General features: G+C 56.5%; 13 protein-coding genes and 1 pseudogene. 3 read left to right on the plus strand and 11 right to left on the minus strand.

Annotated elements, in window-relative coordinates:
- Positions 1-238: 238 nt before the first annotated feature.
- The 3 genes from HJB84_RS30015 to HJB84_RS30025 all read left to right on the plus strand — a co-directional run bounded on the left by HJB84_RS30015 (position 239) and on the right by HJB84_RS30025 (position 4,334).
- Positions 239-526, plus strand: coding sequence for an XRE family transcriptional regulator (locus tag HJB84_RS30015; protein ID WP_183856118.1), 288 nt, complete (start codon positions 239-241; stop codon positions 524-526).
- A 140-nt stretch (positions 527-666) separates the two neighbouring features.
- Positions 667-3,651: a class I SAM-dependent DNA methyltransferase gene (locus tag HJB84_RS30020; protein ID WP_221117700.1), complete on the plus strand. Its 2,985-nt coding sequence runs from the start codon at positions 667-669 to the stop codon at positions 3,649-3,651.
- Complete coding sequence (locus HJB84_RS30025) at positions 3,648-4,334, plus strand: hypothetical protein (protein WP_210298725.1); 687 nt, start codon at positions 3,648-3,650, stop codon at positions 4,332-4,334. The genes HJB84_RS30020 and HJB84_RS30025 overlap by 4 nt, the downstream gene beginning before the upstream one ends.
- 24 nt (positions 4,335-4,358) lie before the next feature.
- Here HJB84_RS30025 and brxL read toward each other — a convergent pair whose 3' ends face one another.
- The 11 genes and pseudogenes from brxL to HJB84_RS30080 form a co-directional block, all read right to left on the minus strand.
- Complete coding sequence (brxL, locus tag HJB84_RS30030; protein ID WP_221117701.1) at positions 4,359-6,401, minus strand: protease Lon-related BREX system protein BrxL; 2,043 nt, start codon at positions 6,399-6,401, stop codon at positions 4,359-4,361.
- A gap of 2 nt (positions 6,402-6,403) precedes the next feature.
- On the minus strand, positions 6,404-8,956 hold the full coding sequence (locus HJB84_RS30035) for a PglZ domain-containing protein (RefSeq protein WP_183856123.1): 2,553 nt from the start codon (positions 8,954-8,956) through the stop codon (positions 6,404-6,406).
- Complete coding sequence (locus tag HJB84_RS30040; protein WP_183856125.1) at positions 8,956-10,029, minus strand: GTP pyrophosphokinase family protein; 1,074 nt, start codon at positions 10,027-10,029, stop codon at positions 8,956-8,958. The genes HJB84_RS30035 and HJB84_RS30040 overlap by 1 nt, the downstream gene beginning before the upstream one ends.
- A complete protein-coding gene (locus tag HJB84_RS30045) occupies positions 10,029-12,197 on the minus strand; it encodes a hypothetical protein (protein WP_183856127.1) in 2,169 nt (722 codons plus the stop codon). The genes HJB84_RS30040 and HJB84_RS30045 overlap by 1 nt, the downstream gene beginning before the upstream one ends.
- Entirely contained in the window at positions 12,194-14,128 is a 1,935-nt protein-coding gene (locus tag HJB84_RS30050; RefSeq protein ID WP_183856129.1) for an Eco57I restriction-modification methylase domain-containing protein, read from the minus strand. The genes HJB84_RS30045 and HJB84_RS30050 overlap by 4 nt, the downstream gene beginning before the upstream one ends.
- A gap of 12 nt (positions 14,129-14,140) precedes the next feature.
- The gene (brxC, locus tag HJB84_RS30055; RefSeq protein ID WP_183856131.1) at positions 14,141-17,683 is read right to left on the minus strand and encodes a BREX system P-loop protein BrxC; all 3,543 of its coding nucleotides are present in this window, start codon (positions 17,681-17,683) and stop codon (positions 14,141-14,143) included.
- A 13-nt stretch (positions 17,684-17,696) separates the two neighbouring features.
- Positions 17,697-18,272: a BREX protein BrxB domain-containing protein gene (locus HJB84_RS30060; RefSeq protein ID WP_183856133.1), complete on the minus strand. Its 576-nt coding sequence runs from the start codon at positions 18,270-18,272 to the stop codon at positions 17,697-17,699.
- Positions 18,269-19,054, minus strand: coding sequence for a BrxA family protein (locus HJB84_RS30065; protein ID WP_183856135.1), 786 nt, complete (start codon positions 19,052-19,054; stop codon positions 18,269-18,271). The genes HJB84_RS30060 and HJB84_RS30065 overlap by 4 nt, the downstream gene beginning before the upstream one ends.
- Positions 19,051-19,617 (minus strand): BrxE family protein, encoded by a 567-nt coding sequence (locus HJB84_RS30070; RefSeq protein ID WP_183856137.1) that lies wholly within the window; start codon positions 19,615-19,617, stop codon positions 19,051-19,053. The genes HJB84_RS30065 and HJB84_RS30070 overlap by 4 nt, the downstream gene beginning before the upstream one ends.
- Positions 19,618-19,710: 93 nt before the next feature.
- Positions 19,711-19,905 (minus strand): methylation-associated defense system helix-turn-helix domain-containing protein MAD1, encoded by a 195-nt coding sequence (locus HJB84_RS30075; protein WP_183856139.1) that lies wholly within the window; start codon positions 19,903-19,905, stop codon positions 19,711-19,713.
- A gap of 178 nt (positions 19,906-20,083) precedes the next feature.
- A pseudogene (locus HJB84_RS30080) lies at positions 20,084-20,743 on the minus strand (SMC-Scp complex subunit ScpB).
- Between the last annotated feature and the right edge of the window lie 58 nt (positions 20,744-20,801).

Consider the following 20,801-nt stretch of genomic DNA (forward strand, 5'->3'; position numbering starts at 1 on the left):
CCTGCCTCGTGCTCCTTCAATATGCCGATGATCTGTTCGTCTGTGAAACGATTGCGCTTCATCCTCTGGTCCTCTCAAATGGGCCAGAGCTTACTTCAAAATGGATTATTTCAACGGGGCAAGGTCAACGGGATAGCGATTAGCGAATTCTCCCAGTCGGCGGCTAGGCCCACTTTACTTGCCGCTGCACAGCGTTTAATGTGTTACTACCAATAAATTGCTGTGTTTTGTGACGGATATGATTTACGACGATTTCATCGCCGAATTAAACCGTGCCTCTCTCAGCGTGCGCGCATTTGCGGAGCTTGTGCGCATGAATCCAAACTCTGTCTCAAATTATGCGGGCCGCGAAGTTCCTGCACACCTTGGATTGATTGCAGCCTTGATGGCAGACCTACGTAGCCACGGAATAGATTACACGGAAGCGGTGAGCCGGGCCGCAATGCCGGAGAAGAAACCTCGCGGCGGGGCTGCGCGTGGACGGTTCGGTGGTGATCGTCAGCAAGTGCTGGACCTGTCAAAATGACAGTACATCCACTCACCCTAGAACGGGTATCTGCAACGCTTGGTTGGCCGGCGGTAAAATCTCTCGTTGAGCCGAGCGGAGCGGGACCAGCGCACTTTGCACGGCTCGTTAAAGTTAAGGTCGGCAGAGGCCTTGGTCGCTTGACCAGCGACGGATTTAAGCGGATCGGTGTCCTTGTCGCGAATCCCGACGGCACCGAAACAGATCCGCCGTTCGCCCTGGTGGCGGAGTTCGGAGGTCGGGTGTCAGCGGGAACGCTGCGCGAACTTCATCGACTTGCGTGGAATTTTTCGCACGCACCTACACTAATTACAATCGAACCAGACATGGTAAGAGTTTGGAGCTGTTGCGAGGCCCCCTCTAACGAAACGCTAATCGAAGACTTTGTGGTCCATTCAATCGCTGCGGAGGAGTTCTTCGGAAGCCCAAGCAATCGCCTCCAAGCAGGGGCTCTGCGTGCCCTGCACTGGCTCAATCTTGTTTCTGGCAAGTTCTTCAATGATCACGCATCGCGGTTCAGCCGCGATGGCCGCGCCGATCAAACCTTGCTTAGCAACCTGCGCTTCATCCGTACTGAACTGGGTAACAAAGGCCTCAAAAACGACGACGTTTGTCACGATTTGCTAGCCCGCGTGATCTTTGTTCAATTTCTATTTGATCGCAAGGACAGCGATGGAATCGCTGCTCTTAATGCCGAGAAGCTGAAGCTCCTCTATGCAGATGGCACACTCTCTCGATCATATTCGAGCTTTACTGAAATTCTGCATGACTACGACGATTGCTATCGCCTATTCGATTGGCTGAATAGCAAGTTTAACGGCGACCTCTTTCCTGGAAAGGGCGAGACGGCGGAAGAACGCGCGGCGGGATGGATCGCCGAACAGGCGCTGGTAAAAGCTCAGCATCTAGCACTCCTTGCCGATTTTATCGCAGGTAATATTTTTCTTCCAACCGGTCAAGCAAGTCTGTGGCCGCAATATTCGTTTGACGTCATTCCGCTGGAATTCATCAGTAGCATCTATGAAACTTTCGTCGTTGAGCGCGCGGCCCAGGACGGGATCTTTTATACACCTACGCACCTTGTAGATTTTGTACTTGACCGCGTTCTTCCATGGAACGATGAAGCATGGGATATTCGCGTCCTCGACCCAGCCTGCGGATCTGGGATATTTTTGGTAAAATCCTTCCAACGCTTGGTGCACCGGTGGAGATACAAGACCGGCGAGCAGGTGATTCCGGCAAAATTGCTGCGCCGTATCCTGGAGCGAAACTTGCTGGGCGTAGACAAGGATCCCCACGCCGTTCGTGTCGCCTGCTTTAGTCTTTACCTCGCAATGTGCGACGAGATCGAACCGCGGCACTATTGGACGCAGGTGCGGTTTCCCTCCATGCGGAATCGTCAGCTCGTCTGCTCAGACTTCTTCGTGGAAGCCGAGGGGTTTAACACCGAAGATAAAAGCGATCGTTTTGATTTGATCATCGGAAATGCACCTTGGGGAAGCGACCTGGCAACCAATGCTGCCAAAGTATGGGCAGGCGACCCATCCCACGAATGGCCGATCCCAAACAAGGACATCGGCAGCCTCTTCCTTGCGAAGGGCGCAATGTTGCTTGCCGCCGGTGGAAAGCTGGCACTGATTCAATCAGCGAGCTCTCTGCTTTTTAACTCATCCGACAACGCAGTCGGCTTCAGACGACAGCTGTTCGAGACACATGCCGTCGAGGCTATCTACAACCTTTCAGCACTTCGGTTCAAAGTCTTCAAGCGCAAAAGTCATACGACGGCCGTATCTTCGTCACCATCCTGTATAGTGGTTTTGCAGGCGATAGCACCGGAGGCCGACCGGCTCATCGCTTACGTTAGTCCGAAGACGGTTCCGACGGTAGTCGACGACTTCTCGATCGTAATCGAACCCAACGATTATCGCTGGGTCTCTTCCGTCGACGCATTGAATGATCCTTTTATCTGGACCACAATGATGTGGGGAACGCCGCGTGACCTCAATCTCATGCAGCGACTGCGTAGATGCCAAACCCTTGAAGCAGCCAAGATCGACCGGTCAGTTCTGACCCGCGAAGGTATCATTTTTGGGGACGAGAAGAGGCATCTCGCCTCCATGGCAGATCGTCACATTCTCAAGGGGAGGTCCTTTCCGGAAGGATCGATGACTGAACTTATGGCTTCAGTCTTGCCCCTAGCGGGTGAGCTGTTTGTCCATAGCCGGGATTCTACGAACTTTGAAGCCTTTGCGATGCCCCAATTGATCATTAAGCAGGGATGGCAGCTTGCTACTAGGCGGTTTCAGGCACGTATCGTCCGCTCCCCGGATAGCCAAGGGATTCTGTGTAACCAGAGCTACGTAACCGTGCACGGGTCCGAGGAATTGTTGGAAACAGCTTGCCTAGTCTACAACAGCATGCTTGCCACTTATTTTTTGCAGCTCTCAAGTGGCAGAATGGCCGCATATCGCCCGGAGGTCGCAGTCAGGGATCTTCTTAAGGTGCCTCTGCCAGAAGGTCCGGTAGACATTGCCTCGGTAAGCTCTCAGCTAGACATTGACACCAGAATATTCGCCGCCTTCCGTTTAAAGGATGCCGAGCGCGCATTGATCGAGGACATGGTTAATATCACCATGGCGGATTTGAGAAGCGAGTATGATCGGCCGGGCCAGCTCCCGACTTCTACTGATGGTAGCGAGACGGTCTTGGAAAACTATTGCGAATATTTCACCCGAGTGCTTAAAGCAGGTTTCGGTAAGAAAAAAGCTATCCGCTCTTCAATTTTCGTGCCCCCCGAGCTGGAACAGTTCCCCTACCGGCTGGTTGCGTTCGAGCTCGTCGACAACGACGAGGGCATTATACGCAGCCTCCCCATGGATGCCCCGGAATTATTGGAGAAGTTTGAATCTCTTTCCGAGGGAGGGTTGAGCAACTATCGGTCAATCCTGTTCCGTCGCACTGCTCGCATCTATGATCGTCAAGGCGAATATCCAACAATCTATATCCTAAAGCCGGACGCGGTGCGGTACTGGACGCGCACAGCGGCACTGAACGAAGCAGATGACGTTGCAATGGACTTCTTTAGCTGGATGCGAGCATCTGTCGGGAGCAGAACCCCAGCATGAAGCAACCGGAATGGACCACGTTCGCCACCAAATTCGACGACGCTTTCGTGGCTGCTGTCGTCGACTGGATGCGGTTCTCTGAAGAGGCTTTCATTGAACATATCTGGGCAGGTTACGAGGTGATGGAGCGAACGCGCCCACCAGTCGACGGGCGAGACCTCGAACGCAGTATCACGCAGATTCTCGATAATATGATCCGCGACGAGATGTCGGGAGATGAGCCTTACTACATTCAGCACGGGCCTTACGAGCGCGAGACAATGGCCCGCCCTCCGGCCCAGCCACCTGCATACGATCTCGCCTTCGTATTTCGCGCGGATCCTCGCGTCATGTGGCCCGTCGAAGCCAAGGTGCTAGAAACCCCAAGGACACTAGCTCCTTATCTTGCTGATATCCGCAACGAGTTTCTAACATGTCGCTATGGTCCATTTTCCCCGTCCGGCGCGATGCTTGCTTACCTTCTCGCGGGCCGCACTTCAGACGTACTAGTGAACGTTGAGGCGCGGCTGAACTCTCCTTTAGTGCCAGTTGGAACTCAACACGCGCGCGCCTCGTCGAAATCGACTCACAGTCGTGTTGTGCCGCCTGGGAAAGCTTATCCACGAACCTTCGACTGCTATCACATTGTCTTGTCTTTCCATGGGCTACAACGCGTCTTGGTCGAAGGCCAGCATCTCGAATGACTAATGGATGTGCATACATCTAGACTAGATGTTTCCGAGCACCTTTATTGTTGCTGTCTTAGGATCGCCATAGAAAATAGGGTCGACTTGTTCAATAATGTCGCCGCTCACATCGAGGAAATTCCTCTTGTTCTCGATCGGGATAAGTGCGCGCTTCGCACCGTTATCTTTAGCAACTTGCAGCGGCTCCGTGAGGGATCGTAGAGGTTTAATGTTTCCTTGAACGCTCATGTCTCCCAGCACGAGTAGTGCCGGGCTGACAGGTGTTTTTCTAAGGGCTGAATAGGATGCGACAAAGAAGGCCACTCCAATTTCAGCCTCCACCCGATTGCCAAGCAAATCGATTACTTCAACATGAATATCCGAACTGTCCAACTCGCGGCCGATGCCGAACTCGGTCTTCTTCGCCTGGATATAGCTGAATGCTCGTTGAACCGATTCCTTCATTGCTCCCGAAACGCCGCCAGCCATCTTCAATTTCCCTGTTCCGCTCGAAACTGAAACCTCCAAGCGGTAGAGTCCAACTGTTCCGTCGGACGTTACGCCCGCGGTGTATACCGTCCCGGGAGAAAGCGGATCCAGGGAGATTAGGTCCCGCCCCCCTTGTTCGGGTACACCTACGAACCTTTCCTCTCCAGTCTCCTGGAGCGTGTAGCTGAACGAAGTCTGATAATATTCAAAGGAGCCCATTTTCTTTAGCTGCTCTTTCACGCGACGGCGTCCTTCAAGAGCCAACCCAAGGATTTCCGAGAGTTCTTCCTGGGTCACATCGCCATGCGGGAATAGAATCTTCATTAGACCCGACACTGTCTTCCGGACGGCTTTACGATCGCGGGCGTTGAGGTGAGCGCCCATCGAGAAATATCTGTCGATGATTTCCGTGAAATTGTGTTTGCGCATCTCGCGCAGCGCCTCAGCGAGATAATCAACAACAAACCCATAGTGGTCTGTGAACAGTTCGTTCCGCATCTGCGGAATTTCCCAGCCCGGGAGATAGAAATGTAGTCGATCGATGAACGCCATATCGTCGCGGATGGTGTCGGGCATCGGCGCAAAAAGGTGGCCAGTCTGAACCATGACGTCGATAGACTGATTGGTGTTGCCGAACATCGCAATGCTGGCGTCACCTGCGACGGCCTCCTGACCCCGCTGGAATGTGCCGGACTCGCAGTAGGTCTTCATCGTCGTGATGACTTCTTTCGGCATCTTCTGGAGGTCCGCAACCTCGTCGAAACCCACAACGTCCCAGATCTGCACCATGCCCTTCTGTCGGCCCGACATGTGACCAAACAGATTGGCGACCGTGGTCCCACCTGTCAAAAGCGCGGTGTAAGGCGAGACTTCCTGAACGACGTAGCTCTTACCGGTGCCGCGTGGACCGAGTTCCACGAGGTTGTAGTTTCGCTCCGCTAACGGGATCAGTCGTACCAAGAACAGCAGCTTCAGCCGTCGAGACATCTCGCCAGGCTCATACCCCATGCTTCGGACGATGAGATCAATCCACTCGTCAGTCGTAAACTGCTTACGGACATTGCGGTACTCATCAAGGTCGAAGGTTGCGATCTGGATAGGGACCAGTTTGTCGATCCAGAACGGATTCTTCCCTCTCGTCTCCTCGTCGGATTCAAACCGCATGTCGACTTGAGCCCAGACGCCGCCCATTAACAGGCGCTCATAATCACGCACGTACTGACTGGGGATATGAAGAAACTTATTGTTAAAATTGACGCCTTCGCCCCAGTAATCAGAATCCACGAGGCGAACCTTCACCTTGTCAATGAAGGAGTACCTTCCGTTCTCCTTGACCTTGCTCTGCGCTTTTGCCGACTCATCGGGTCGAATATAGTTGTTTGCCAACGTGTCATTGACGACCTGTAATCCCATCTGAATCGCAATTTCATCTGACGAGGCGCAGTATTTTCCCAGCAGGAACTCAAGTACGAACACTGGGACGTTGGCTCCGACTTTGACCTTCCGGACGAGATCTTTGCGGACGACTTTTCCGGCGAACAATTGGTTCGCCTTGTTGTCGAGTCCATCGCGGGTCGGCGGTGATCCACTGTTCATGCTCAAACTCCAAGACGAACGGGGATGTCGACGGGTGAGCGATACAGCTCGGCATCTGTTGTCGGGTCCTGAATGACCATACGGAGCGACGGTGAACTCTCATCGCTCAACAGGAACGCGACCGTAACGGGCTTCCCGGCCTGCAGCGTCACGCAGCCTGTCGCGCGATCAAAGTCGCCATCGACTGCCATGCCTACACCGCCAACTTGCTTTCCCGCTGAAACCAATAGGGGCCGAACCACCAGCTCGTTCGAAAAAAGGGAGAGGTTTTTCTCGTCGAATTGGATCGTCACACTGAAAATGCGGTTCGTCACTGCGTTGGGCAGACCTGTTGCTGTCATGGGTCCAGCGGTCGACTTCTCTGCCTCTCGCGCCTTCATACGGACCGTGACCACGGGTATGACCATTTCCTGCAATGATGGGCCACCGTGGTGGAAGGCGAGGTCCCCGCCTGATTTGAAGACGCCACTTCCGAAGGGGAATACGAAGTCCAGGTCAGAGTCATACCCGAGCGCCGAGGCGGCGACCCGGACACAACCTGGCGGCGTCGCTCCGCCGCGCCCGATCCAGCACCTGCGATGAAGGTCGATCTCATCGCCGCCCGGCGCGTCGATCCGCATTGAATCGTCGCGGTCCGATGGGAAGAAAAGATGCCCGTGGTCAGCGGTCAGCACACAATGCTCCACGCCGGCCGCGGCGAGCTTGCGGATCGCCCGGGCTAGATTGTCGATAACCGTATCCATCACTTGGCGGGCCTGGAACGTGAACCCGCGCTCACCGGCATGGTCGATCTCCTGGGACCGCACAATGATCACCGGGGCGCCATCGATCTTCTTGGCAAGTTTCGAGGGCTGAAGACTCAGGAGCTCATCCAGAGCGACGTCGGCCAATCTAGGCACGCGTGAGGCCGCAAATTTCTTCCGTGCTGTCAGATCGGGAAGGAATGCTTCGTCGATTCGTACCCCAAGCGTGCCTGCCTGTTCGATAACACTGAAGCTGGACGATGCTCCGGGCTGTAGCGCGGCCATGCCAATCGGAGTGATGCTGGGTAGCGCGCAGACAGCAGGCCGCACGCTTACCTCTGCCGACTTTGGAAGCCGCTCTGAGAGTTCGACGCCCATCTCGAAACGCATCGCGTCAACGAAGAAGTACGCCACGGGCTTGGGCTGCGCTGAGACGACCTCGCTGTAGATACGCGTCTGGTGCAGGGAGGCAGAGACGGTCCACTTCGCCGCGACGAGAGCCTTAGTAAAGCCATCGGCCATCGCGCGGCACGCGTCTTCGTAAACACCCCGAACGATACCCAGCGGGCGCTCCTGCGGTTCATCGTCGAGGTTGGCGACCCAAGCCTCAAGGCGGCGTTGAGCCTGGTCCAATCGGAACCATCCCTCTTTGGCGACGTAGGCGTCGATCCAGGCGTTAGCGTCACTGCCGGCTTTCCCGACTGCTGCTCGCACAGCCACTCCGACGCTTCCCAGCTCGGCCATGCGACGGCAGGCCTCCCACTGAGCCTTCCGTCCCACATCACGATCAAGCCAAAAGCTATGTTCCCGCTCAGCGATGACATCGAGGGCCTCGTTGAACTTCTTCGCCGCGACCAGATCCCCGCAATGCGCCAGCAGCACCCGCTCCTCAAAACGGAACGTGTCGATCGACCCGAGAGTCGAGGCTGGGACGCCTACGTCGCGAAGCCCCAGCTCGGCTTCCACGCGATCCGCCATCGCGGGATAGCCGTCAGAGAACCTAGCACGAAGCTGAAGGGCGAGTTCTCTGACGGCTGATTCCTCGTCCTTCGACTTGGGTGCTGGTATGGCATTAAGAGAAGAGGGCGGAGGACCGCTGAGGTCGAGTCTGAACTCACCTGCGAGAATGTACCGAAGCGTAATGGATCGAAGCTTTGGCAAGGCGGCATCGTTTGGAAGCTCCAGGCCGAGTTTCGAGAGCACCAGCTTCAGCAACTCGCGAGTTGCCTCTTTGCGCTCGATCTCAGCATCACGCTGGTTGCTTGCGAGCCACGACGCGATGATGCCGTCGCTCCCGGACGTGTTGTGGAAAATCGACTTCAGAATCGATGGCGACTCGGTCGACGAAGCATCTGAGGATGCGCGCGCAAGATCTTCATAAGAGACGCGTTCCGGCGTCAGCATTTCATCAATCACGCCGTCGGTGTAACGTTGACGCAGCACATTGCGCGCGAGCCGCTTCAACTGCGGCTCGTAGCAATCTCCGGCTTTTTCGAGTTCCATCAATACGGAGCCATGGCGATCACGCTCGCAGCTCGGCAGGTAGATGATCACGCATTCGGCCAGCTCATCGCCGCATACGAAGGGTTCGACAACCGTACGCAGTTCGAACATCGAGCCGTTATATTCGACCAGCCGAACGCGGATGCTGCCGACCACGACAGACACAGGCTCATCGTTGATCCGCGCACCACCCCGTAATTCAGCGATGAACGACGCGAACTCGCGGCGAAGGTCGTACCAAACGACCACCTTCCTGGCCTTCAGCCTCTCGGCGAGCTGCTTCGAAATGTAGTCATGCAAGGGGTGCATCAGCTGAGACCTCCGCTTTCCACCTTGGATAATTCTAGAAAGCGGGCCGCGAACCAGCGAAGGCGCGAGACGCCGTCGGAGACGGCATCGCCCGACGACGAAACAATGTAATTTGCGACCTTGGGTAAAAGCAGAATGAGCAGAAGGTCGGAGGAGTTTCGGTCCGGCGTGAACCGCGCATTACCGTTGGCCGCCAGTTTCCCCGTGAACTCATCGAGCGCGTTCTGAGCGGCTGCCGTCATCGGCTCGGCAACGGCGATCAACTTTCTGATACTTTCGGGCGATACGAGTCGGACTGGTTGTAGCGCTTCGTAGAGCGGGCCGGCGTTTCGACCAAAATCAATGCCGGGGAACCAGCCACGGACACGTGCCACAAAGTCATAGACGTCCGTGAACACGCCGCCATGTTCGCGCTGCCGTCGCTCGGTCTCGGAGAACAGGCTTCCTATTGTCATATCTCCTTGCCGAACTGCATGGCCCAGCATGACAAGCAGATTGCGCTCCTGGTCTGAAAGTGACCCGGTGAGAGGCTTGTAGCCAAGATCGTGCTCAACCTCGTTCCAGACATGAGCCATCATGCTGCACACTTGGACCTCGCAAGGGACATCCGAGACGTTCGCGTAGGTGCCGATTACATCGCCTCCCGGCAGAAATGCCTCGATATGGGTAGCGCGATAGAAGTTGTTGTTATCCGCCGCGTTCTTGTCCTTCCGCTCGCTGTTCGGCGAAGCGCCACGCAAATCCGCGAACCGGTTGCAGACCAGCTGAACGACCTGATCCTCGTGCCTTTGTTCGTAGGTCGCTATTCGAACAGCGGCGAGATCTCGCACCGCGTCAAATACCGACTGCACACTCGGAAGGTCCTTCTTCCCAGAAGCAGCGAAGCGACGGAGCTTTCCCTCAAGGCTCTTGGGACTTTTTGCGCGAAATGTGACTTGCGCTCGGATAGCGTTACCTTCGATAATTTCAAATCTGCAGATCTCGGCAACGCGCGCTGAGAGTTTTAGATATCTGTCGTATTCGCGATGATAGCGGAGAACGGCGTTTTTGATTGTGTCTTCGGAGATCGTCACTATGAGGACCTCCGTGTTCTTGCAGTCGAATCGTTCGGCGCTGATGCTTCCATCAGTTCCTGCAAAGCGGCCTTGACTCCAACCGAAGTCCGTTCACGAACGAGCTCGTTGTTCGGGCGCGTCGGGATAGATCGTGGAAGCCATTTCCCATCGTCTCCTTCTACCCAAAAGACGTCTTCAAGTCCGTGGACGATGGCAAGACTGCGGTCTGTCGCGCATTTGGGAACGAGTCGCTCGGGCCACAGCTGCATCGCGACGTGCGCCCAATCGTACTTCCCAGCGGCGAGCTCCTCCCACTTGCTTTTGAGTTCTTTCTGCCAGGGTTTGTGCTGGGGAACGAGCCGCCAAAGGGGGGCCATCGTCAGAACCACGCCGTCGTCGAGGACTGGGTTCCAAAGTGGCGCGACTCGTTTCACCTCAGCGAGGAGAGAACGAAGCTCTTCAACGAAGGCTTCCTGCTCGACGATTTCTTTGCGTTCCGTCGCCGACGGATTTGGGCCGGCGCCTTGCACCAAGCTCGTTAGCTTCCGCTCTTCATGAGTAAGCTTGGGGGTGACCACGTCATTCTGAACCTGGAATAGACTGTCGGGAGTGAGCCGGTGCACGTAAAGCCAGACACTGTATTTTCCAGAAGGCACGGCGAACTGCCAAACTATCGGTGCCTTACGACGACTTTTGCAGTGACGCTTTAGGTGGTGTTCGAAGAAGCTCGATGCGAACCAACTTCTTATGTCATGCCCCTTCGGCTCCAGGAGTACGCCGATTTCACTCCACCAGTTATCGGCGCTTGCCTTGAAGACTTCGTCAAACACCCTTCGTATAAACTTGGTCAAGTCGTACCGATGTCCGACGTCATCGACCAGAATGCCGTTTTCGGGGAATATGATGGGATAACCATCAGGTGCCCTCGCGAGCGGTAGTCCATCGTCCCCCGTTAGCATGGCCGTCGAACAAATCGGTAGGTGGCTAAATGGATCGGGCTCTGCCGGCAGAGAACGCTCGCCTGTCGCAAGGCGAATGTCGAAACGGCCCAAGGCCACACCAACCGCCCAAGACATCAGCTCGGCAGCAAGGGTGACCGTATCGGCGCCGTCGTCGCGCTCTATCTTCTCATCTGGATCGCCGTCGTTGTCAGCGTCGGTATCGATCTCCGGAAGATCATCTCCGTCGCTTTTGAAGCCTTTCCTGACTACCAGACGATCCGTTTCGCCAACCTGATAGAAGTCCAGGCAGAGATCATCGATCTCGGATTGGATAGCAGCCAAATCGGCCTTCACGGCCCGGACGTGCTCAGCCCAACGGCTGGCCCGCGCGTCAACCGTCCCACCCTGAACCTGCAGAAAAGCTGGTAACGCAAACGCATGAGAGGTCTCTGTCCGACGATCAAGCGTCCGCGTCAACGACCAAGCCCTTTGGGCTAGCGAGCCTAGGATGGCGGAAGATTCAATTTTGTTAACCTTAGGAACGGGGGTTCTTTGAATAACGCCCACTTCATATGATCCGAACGCCATCTGTAGTTCTATTAGCGCACGAAAGATCCTAGAATTGACGATCGCCAACAGCGTGAGCAGGTCATCGCTATCGTCCTCATCGACAAATGCCGCTGGTCCTTTATCGCCGAAAATGCAGCCCGCCGGCATCGCCCGAAGAGAGAGACCACCTTGTGTCCTCCGCGGCCAAGTTAGGCCCGGTCGGAGGTAATGTTCGCTCCCGTGAAGCTCTGCCGTCCAGTTAGGCGACCAACCGCGAGTGCTCCGATATGTTACGAGGTATTCCTTCAGCGCTCGTGCGTCATCTCTCCAGTCAAGCACAAGGTGGATGTCTGCGTAATACGGCGAAAATGCTCCGCCTTTTGAAAAGCCGACCCACGTTGACGTCGCTAGGTAGGGCACCTCCCAGGCAGCTCGAATCCATCGAAAATCATCGAGAGTCTTCCCACCAGACGCAGCGATGCGCCCTTCGGCACCAAAGGACGGAAAATCGACGAACAGCTTTCGCAGCGCGTCACTAACCCAGTATGCAAACGGTGCTCGTGGCACTATGGCAAAACTGCGGGGGTCAACTTCGAACCGCTGCAGCGTCTCTGTCGGGTTCGCCTCACGGATTGCCTGGCGAAGTGCCATGGATTTGTCGGCGGCGTCGAGCACACGAAGGAAAACCGTCTTCATCTCGTCACCTCGGCTGCCTTCTCCAGACAATAGGCGGCGACCTCAACCATTGCACTATCCAGAACACCGTTTCCCAGGTCACTGAACACCACAGGCGGGGCTCGCTTTAGCAAGATTTCCTCTCGCCATTTTTGAAAGCTCGACAGGAAGAAACCTGTCCGCGATGTAATCGCGCCCAGTAAACCACCTGGAAAAAGGAGCTGAATGCCACGTTCGACGAAGGCTGCGTAGACGTCATTCTTAGTATGCGGGTAGCTCTTCTCAAACACCCTCTTAGCGGCAAGACTACAAGCACCGAAGGGAGGGTTCATCAGCACGACGTGAAACTTAGTTCGCACCAGATCGATCAGCGCGACTCCCTGGACGGCGTCGTCCACGAAGAGTCGGCGACGCACGCTATGGGCGCCAGTTGTTGACTCCGCGAAGGTGCGCAATGCCTCAATGATTCGGACTTCCGCCTCGTGGAAAAAGCCGTCGTCATCGATACCAGAGAGATCCAACGAACCCTGTTTGGCATCCGGCTCCATGCCGGGCAGAAATCCGGTGGTCTGCCGCTGCTTTACAAACTGCTCACGAGCCCGGCGCAGCTCGCCGGCGATGCCGACTTCGACGCCAAGAAGTGTGCCAAGCTCGCCAGCCAGGCGGCTCTCGCCGATCATCTTCAAAAAAAGGTCACGCAACAGCGGTGGATCGAGGCGAGAGGCGAATTCGTCAACAAGCCCAACATCGCCGGGCATTGGCTCTGCCACCACTATATGCGTGCGTCGAATACGCGGTCGATCGGGTGCAGCAACGCTGAAATCCTTCCACGCCCGTTGCGCCCGCAGCCATAGCGCCAAAGCCGCAATCTGCGCACAACGTGGGTCGATGTCTACGCCATGAAGATTATGCTCGACAATCAGCCTCGGAACTGCTCGACGCAGTTCGGCCAGCTCCGGGTAGTCTTCCCGCAGCGAACGGTCTGATGCCTCACTAATGGGACCGGCATCCCCAGTCGACCAGGCCTCCTCGTAGATCACCAGTAGGAGGTCAAAGCTGTAGAGTAAGAAATGTCCTGAGCCGCAGGCGGGGTCAAGAAGGCGGAGGTCGCGAGGATCCTTCCGCTGGCGTGTCTGAACTGGTTCGTCAGCGGAGCGAACGAGGTACTCGCAGAGTTCAGCTAGCCGGGTTTGCTCGCCGTACATCTCAAGCCAGAGGCGACCAAGCGTGTTGTCGACAAGAAATTGGACAACATATCGCGGCGTGAAGAATTGGTTGCGTACGGCCAGTTCGCGGCTGTTGCGCGGAGCCTGGCTCTCCTCGCGCATCCTCTTGCGTTCCTCGCCGCTATTGAAGAACTGGTAGACCCATCCGATCGTCTCATCCTCAGCCCAAACCTCGCATAAATCAGGCGCGTTGAGGATGGCCAGCAGCGCCTCAAACGTCGGCCGCTTGGGCCACAGGACGGAGGCGGCGTCCCGGCGGTCAAACAGGACCTTTATCTCGGTTGAGAACTCGTCGAACAGGCTCTCAACATAGAGGCGATAGCCTGCGGCATCGGGGAGCAATGCCAACCCTGGTGCCATTCCACAGAACTCTCTGAAACCCGCGGACTGTTCGCCTTTCGTGATGCACTCCTGAACTAGTTGGCGCGCCTCCAGCATCTTAAGCGCCACAAAGCGATTAAGCGCCGTGAAGGCGGAATCCCGCACATAGTCCGTGACCGCCTCCACGGCCGTCGGGCCAGCGGCACGTTTGTGTTCAATGGTGGCGACGATCTTATCACGCTGAAATTGCTGGCGGACGGAAAGATGCGCACCGCCTTTTGGAGCGATAACGCCGCTTCGCAAGACGTCGAATGTCCCTTCGAGCTGCGACGAAAAATCCTCCTCGAGCAGCTTCCGCGCCTGCTGTGTCGCTCGTTCAATGGCGTTGCGCGTCGCCTTATCCATGAAGTGCGCCGATCATTGAACGATCACCTTCTTGCCGGTGCCGATCAGGCGCGAACATTCATCCCGAATGCCGGCGAGGGCGGCATCGAGCTGTTCCTCGGTCTCAACCCCCCCAGAGAAATAGCCGCCTAGCCTCACCGTCGCGACCCGATCACCATCGACGATGCGGTGCAGTTCCGCGATGGCGTCCTGAAGACGAGTCTCGCAGGCATCTAACTCAGAGCGGAGCTGAGGAATCGGCACCCGCTCCTGTTCTCGCGTCTTGCCGCGTTCCAAGGGCGCCGCCAGCCTCTGCTGCTGATCCTGATCGACGACATCCCAGCCGGGAGTATGTGCCAACCGGTCGAGGGCCTGTGTGTAGGCCACAATCCGAACTTCCAGCGCTTCATCAAACCGACGGGCGTACTCGGCGTCGATGGCCGACGCGTTTTGTTCAATCGTCGGCAGCTCTCGGTAGAAGGTCTCACGGGCAAGGAGGTCTTCGAGCTCCGCCGCCCTTGCTCGGAGGTCTTCGCTCACGTCAGACTCGCCGCGCAGGAAGGGCCAGGCCGTCTTTAGTGCCTCGCGCGCACGGTCTAGATCCCGCAAGCGAGATTCCGACAGTGCTTGCTCAAGCTCTATGGCCCGCTTGATCGCCTCCTTAATCGAGCGATGCGACGCATTAAATGTCGCGATCGCGTTGTCCTCTGAATCGCGAAGAACGGCTTTCATCTGACCGATCGCACCCTCGAGCACCGCAGCACCTGGGAGTCGATATGCGATGAGCTGGCCGTGTGCTGAGGCAACCGGGTCCTCATGCCGCGCGACCTCCTTGCGAAGCTCGGACACAATGGCTCCGGCGTTGAGCTCCCGGACTTCGCTTCCAAACGTGTCCCGAAAGGCCTCGGACGCCTTTACAAGCTCCTCGAACTCGATGCCCTTCTTGGGGCGGAACGAGGCTTGACGGAAGAAATTGTTGTTCGAAAAGGTGTCGCGGGCTTCGACCCCCGTTGCGGAGTCTATTGTCTGACCTTTGCTGGTCACCTGAATCTTTCCGGCGCGCAGCAACGAGAGCGCAAGCAACCGGACGATTTCAAAGTCCCAACCGAATGGCTCCTTCGCTAGCTCGTCAGCCAGAAATCGGCCGCTGGCGGTGTCACCATAGTTGGCGCGCTCCTCAATGCGAGACAAGACCTCAGCTAAGACGCCGCTTTCAACACGAAAGACCGTCTTTCCTTTCTCGTCACGCAAAAGACCGAGGCCACTGAACACTGACGGGAGGCCCTGTAGGTTCTCGGCGACGAACAGCGCATCGACGCCCTTCTTCACGTCGGCCGGCCGTGCGGCGGCTTCCTTAAAGCGGTCGAACACTTCCGGCAGTACATCGCGCAGAATGTCGGCAGCGCTCTTGCCCATATCGACCGCCCGATCGTCTGGACTGCGGTCATTGCCACGGAAACTGACGCTACCTGCTAAGCAACCGGCCCTAATGAGCCGGCGCAGTTCATCCTGGTGCCGCCTTTGTCGGATCTTCTCTTCGCCGATGAGCGCGGTTTCGTCCGCCGTCTTGGCTTCGCGTTCTTTTCTTGCCAGCATCTCCTTGGACCGGAAGAGCTCCACGGTCTCGCGATCTATGGCGTCGTTGAGAGCGACACCCCAAAACACACCCTTGCGTTCCTGCTGACTGCGGGCACGTAGTTCAGTCGCGAGTGCCTGAAAGGACTCCCCAACTTCCGCGAGATGGACGTGAAACATCATGTCGCCATCGACGATTTCACGACCATGTATGGAAAGGCCCGCTTTGAACGTCTTTGTGTCAAGGAGGGTATGGGTTGGCTGCGGCTGCCAGAACGAGGCCAGTACCTCGGAGTAGATCCGATGAGCATCGCCCGGCTTCGGGCCAATGCCGTTGCGAATGCGCTCCCAGTCGTCTTCCGCCGGCGTCGGAATTCGATATCCGTCGTCGCCAAGGCGAACCTTGTTAGCTGCTTCAAGCTGACGCAGCGCATCCTTCACCGCGGCGAGTTGTGAATCTCCGGCGACATCAGGATGGAGCGCGGCGGTAATGTTCTCCGCCGTGCGGTGAACGCTCTTCACGTACTGCAGCAGGCAAATCACCTTCGCGACTGGCTGTGCTAGGTGGTGTTCAAGCTCCTTGGAAATGGCTGAAATCTTCGCCCGCACTTCAGAGCCAATGTTGCCTTCGACGAGATCGTAGACCTGATCAAGTCGGGCCACGGCGCCGACTGGCTGGTCTGCAAGGTTGACAGCAGGATTGATCAGCAGCTGTTGCGCCAGCTTGATGATGGTGCGGTTTGCTCCGCCCACGTGCTTGCTAGCTCCACCCTGCGTGCGTAGCCCTGAGACCACCTGGATGATTAGATCGATCTGATAGGGCAGAAGCGGATAGAGATCGACGAAACTGTCGCGAGTCAGTTCTGGCAGCCTGATATCGGCAGTGAGGCGGGTGTGCTCAGTGAACCTCCCCCGGTGCTGGTCGAAGAGCTGTCCTAACGCCCTCTCCGCCGGAGCGTTCTTGGATAGAACGCGTCGACTGGTGACTTCCGAAATGTCGGAGGGTTCCAAGTGCACCTGCAGAGGGAAGCGGTCCATCAGGCGCGCAAGCTCGATCTTCTTGTCATCGAGACCGCTAACAAGCTCGCCAAGCTTTTCTTGCGAGGTAACGACAATCCAGTGTTTGCCTCGACCTTTGACTCCGAGGCTCTGGACGACGGCCTGTAGGTCGAGCATCTTTTGTATATCGCGAGCAACGAACTGGCCGACTTCGTCAACAACGAACATGAGGGCTTGGCCAGGTCGCCGTCGCTTCATCAATTCATTGGCGCGCTCTGCCAGTTTCCCGGGAGAGATGTCAGCCTTGTTTTTGACTGCCTTTACCCATGAGTCGGCCATAGGGTACGTCTCGGGATCGAGGCTGTGGAGAACCCGGCTCGCCTCACTAAGAGCGAAAGCAACCTTGCCTTTCTCGAATGACCATTCCTTCTGGAAGAGACGACCGTACTCCGCCTCAAACCTCTCAAGTTGCCCTTTCTCTTCAAGGGCGATTTCCAATTCGGAGAGGTCGAGATCTTTGGCATAGCCAAGGCTCTGAAGGAAAAGCCCGTACATGATCTCGGTGAGAGACTGGTTACCGCTCCTAATCCCTCGATCAGTCGAGACATCGAAGATAACGGCGTGGGTAGGAATCTGCTCGTTTATCGCCTTTAGGAGGACTTGAAGCTTATTGTCGCCAGCTCTTTGAGCGAATCGATCACCGGCTGGAATTCCAGCGACCGCGCGATTCTCGATCGATAAGCCCAGCATCTTTGCGAAGCTGGACTTACCCGAGCCGAAGAAGCCTGACACCCAAATCGCAATACCCTCGTGCGGTTTGTTCGGGGTCTCGCGAAAGGCGTCGAAGATATTGGTGTAGTGAGACCGAATGGCGTCGGTCACCACATACTCATTGATTTCGTCGCGTAGGATGTCGTCGCTGGTTTGATCGACCTTAATGACTTCCTCGATGCGACGATGGATGTCATTTGCAAAAAGACTTTTGATCGGTTCGTTGGCCATCATTGAAATCCCGTCAAAAGATTTTTGGGCGATAGTTATGCTCGGCTGCGAGCACGCCCATGAACCGGAGCCCTGCGGCACCGTCGAGATCGCCTGGGTAGAACAAGACCGTCGGCACGGTGACGCGTCCCTTCAGCTGCTCCAACAATGAGAATGTGCGGTAGACGGGGAACAAGGCGCCGGTCCGCAGGATGAAGACGATGTCGCGAAGCGGATCGGGATCGTCTGGCATCCGCGCAGCGACGAGATCAACAAGGGGCGCATACTCAGAAAGGACCGAGTGCACCGTTTCAATTATCGTTTCCGTGCCTTGCTCACGTTCCGCCGCAAACCAATCTTCGAGTGGTCGTTGAGACTGCATTGCCTGGTCCAGACACTGAGCCAACGATATGCGGCTGACGCGCTTTCCCTTTTGGGTAAGCCGGGTCTCGAGCAGAGTGATTTGCTTACGCAACTCAAACTCCTCTTCGGGCCCATAGCGGACGAGTGCATAGGGCATGTCATGGTACGCGCTTATGCGTTCTCGCGGGTCGGCCAAGTCTAGTATCGGCTCGAGAGCAGTCCTGATGCGGTGTGCGAGATCGCTCATGCCACCATCCTTTCCGCATATTCGCAGGCGTTGGCACACGGCAGTGTGAGTTGGACGATGCTGCCGGCGATCTGATAGTCCACCTTCTGATACTGATGCAGTCGAAGGAGCTCCCGCTCTACATCTAATGATTGCATCAGGAACATCCGCCAGTCCACCGATTCGAGAACCTTACGTGGGCTTTGCTGTTCCTCGCGAAATGCATAAAGAAGGTAAATAAAGCTCCGCTCCGGTAGGTGGTAACTCGCGAACTCTTTAGCGACGCTTCCCCGAAGCAGACCAAAATCGACGGCCATCTTTAGCAGAGCGGTGGCTACGCGATTGAGGGTCGTCTCACTCCAAGCATGTTCAGTGGTGCCACCTCTGCGCCCGACATTGAGAAGGTGATCGTGGAGATCTTCGGTGCGAACGCGATACGTGCCGGAAACGAAAGTTGGAAAAAGCCAGTTGATCAGAAAATCACGAAGCAGGAACTCGTCGCGTGTCATGTGCCAAAGCAGGATCGGCTTCCATTCCTCAATGGGGAAACCGTGCTTTGCCAAAAGCACGAGCGCGCGATCACGGGCGTTCGGATCGAAGCGCCGGTTCAGCACCTTGGCGACATCTCGGAGCCAAGTGGTTGTGCTTGCGCCGATAAAATTCTGCTGCCTCAAGCGATCCAGATTCTCTTTCTTGGAAGAGGCAAAATCCCATGCGGCGAATACCGCATATGTCTCATCGATCATCGCGCCCTTGATGAGGGTGAATGACGAAGCAACGTGGGATCGGGCGGCCGGCTTCATAGGTTGTCCAGGCGCGCGTATGGGACGGCCAATGCGCCCGGCGTGCCACGGCCGAATCCGAGCGCAAGAGATGCGATGTCCTGATTGGTGCTGGTGAACGGCGCAGGCAAGGGCACCGCGCGTCCTTCAGCGGAAAGCCGCAAGTGTGAAAACAGCGCTGAATCGTCGTGGGTAATCAAATTGAAAGATTGGAGCGCCGTCGTCACCTCTGTCTCTTTCAGTGCCTCCAATTCCAGAAAAAAAGGCTTCCATGTGTCAGCCTGATCAAGACAGCGCTCCCAATGCGCTTCGAATTCTTCCTCCACGGATTCGGGAAGTCGCCAGAGCGTCACGCTCTGCGGAGGATCGAAGACTTCACTACAGCGGAAATCTGCGACTGCGAATACGGAGCGAGCTTGCGCAAAATAATGGGTGCGAGGAAATCCTCGCCGGATCGCGGCACCGCCAAGGCGACCGAGCTGCCCGCGAGTATTCCACCATTTGGCGAGATCCATTTCACCAATCCGGGCCACGACCAATCGCAATTTCAACAGCCGATCGAAATCGATTCCTGCCTTCTTCATTGGCAGAACGCTTTGATAAAGCTAGAAACTGAGCGCAAGCCACAACCGATCTCCGGTGATATCTGTGGTCTCCCGCACGAAGGGGCAGCCATCTCAGCTCTTTCCCTCATCGCGGGTGCTTGCCTTCAGTTGCTCGATCCATTGATCAATTTCGATGCGCTGAAATCGCCACTGCCCTCCCACCTTGAAAGCGGGAAGTTGACCCTTCTGAGCCATGGTGTAGACGGTCCTCTCAGCGACCTTGAGCAATTGGGCCACCTCCGGTAGCGTTAGGATTTCATCCGGCATAGACCGGTCCTCCCTGGAAAGAAGGCCTTTAGATGCCAGCATCTGCCGAAAATCACCAGATCAAGTCAAGGCCAGCGAGCACTATTCAACAAATATCCCGCATATTTGGCTAACGTGGCACGCGATGACATAGTTGCCGTTAAAAGCGCGACGAGTCGCCAAGACACAAGGGCGCAATTCACTCGATTATGGACGCTCCCTCGTCCTCCTCGGCGCCGCCGGTTTGTGAGGTGGCGATCTCGCTCTGCACAGCATGTCTGCTCAGCAGACCGGCATCCTCAAGCGCCTCGATGTTGGAAGGTCGCGCAATGTCTCCAAGGCGGCGAGGAAGTGGGGCGTCGTCATATAAGTATAAAGGCGCACCCGGCGTCGGGCCGCGAAGTGCCTCGATCGTATCGCGACTCACTTCTTTGACAGCTCGCTGCGTGTGACCGGCTGGAAATATCCCACCGCGATCAACACCATCGCCTCAAACTCCGACAGTGCCGCCGCCCCTCCCCGCGTCGGCGCCGACGAGGCGCGGATCGTTTCGGCAAACCGCATCCGGGTGCGATGTTGCCAGCCGCCGGCGACCGACACCAGTTCTTAGGGTCTGTCACGCAGTTCCTCGATGAGATTGTCGACAGCAGGTCGATGCTGCATCCTTTCCCACCACCCGCGCCAGCGTCTCGCGGTCGACCGGCTCCGCCGAAGCAAAAATCACCGCCTCGACGCGCAGCATCCATTCCCGCCAGCGCAGCTCGGCCGGCAAGTCCTCCAGCTCCCGATCATACAAAACCTCTTGCTGTCGGTCTTTTGCCAAACGCCGGCCGATTTTGGCTGCGCTGGGTCCGGCCATGATCACAATCCATAAATCCGGAACGACCTTCTGCCAAATGCGTCTTTCGCCTCTCCTC

Origin of the sequence: Rhizobium sp. NZLR1b, from assembly GCF_019685155.1 — a bacterium.
Classification (GTDB): Bacteria; Pseudomonadota; Alphaproteobacteria; order Rhizobiales; family Rhizobiaceae; genus Rhizobium.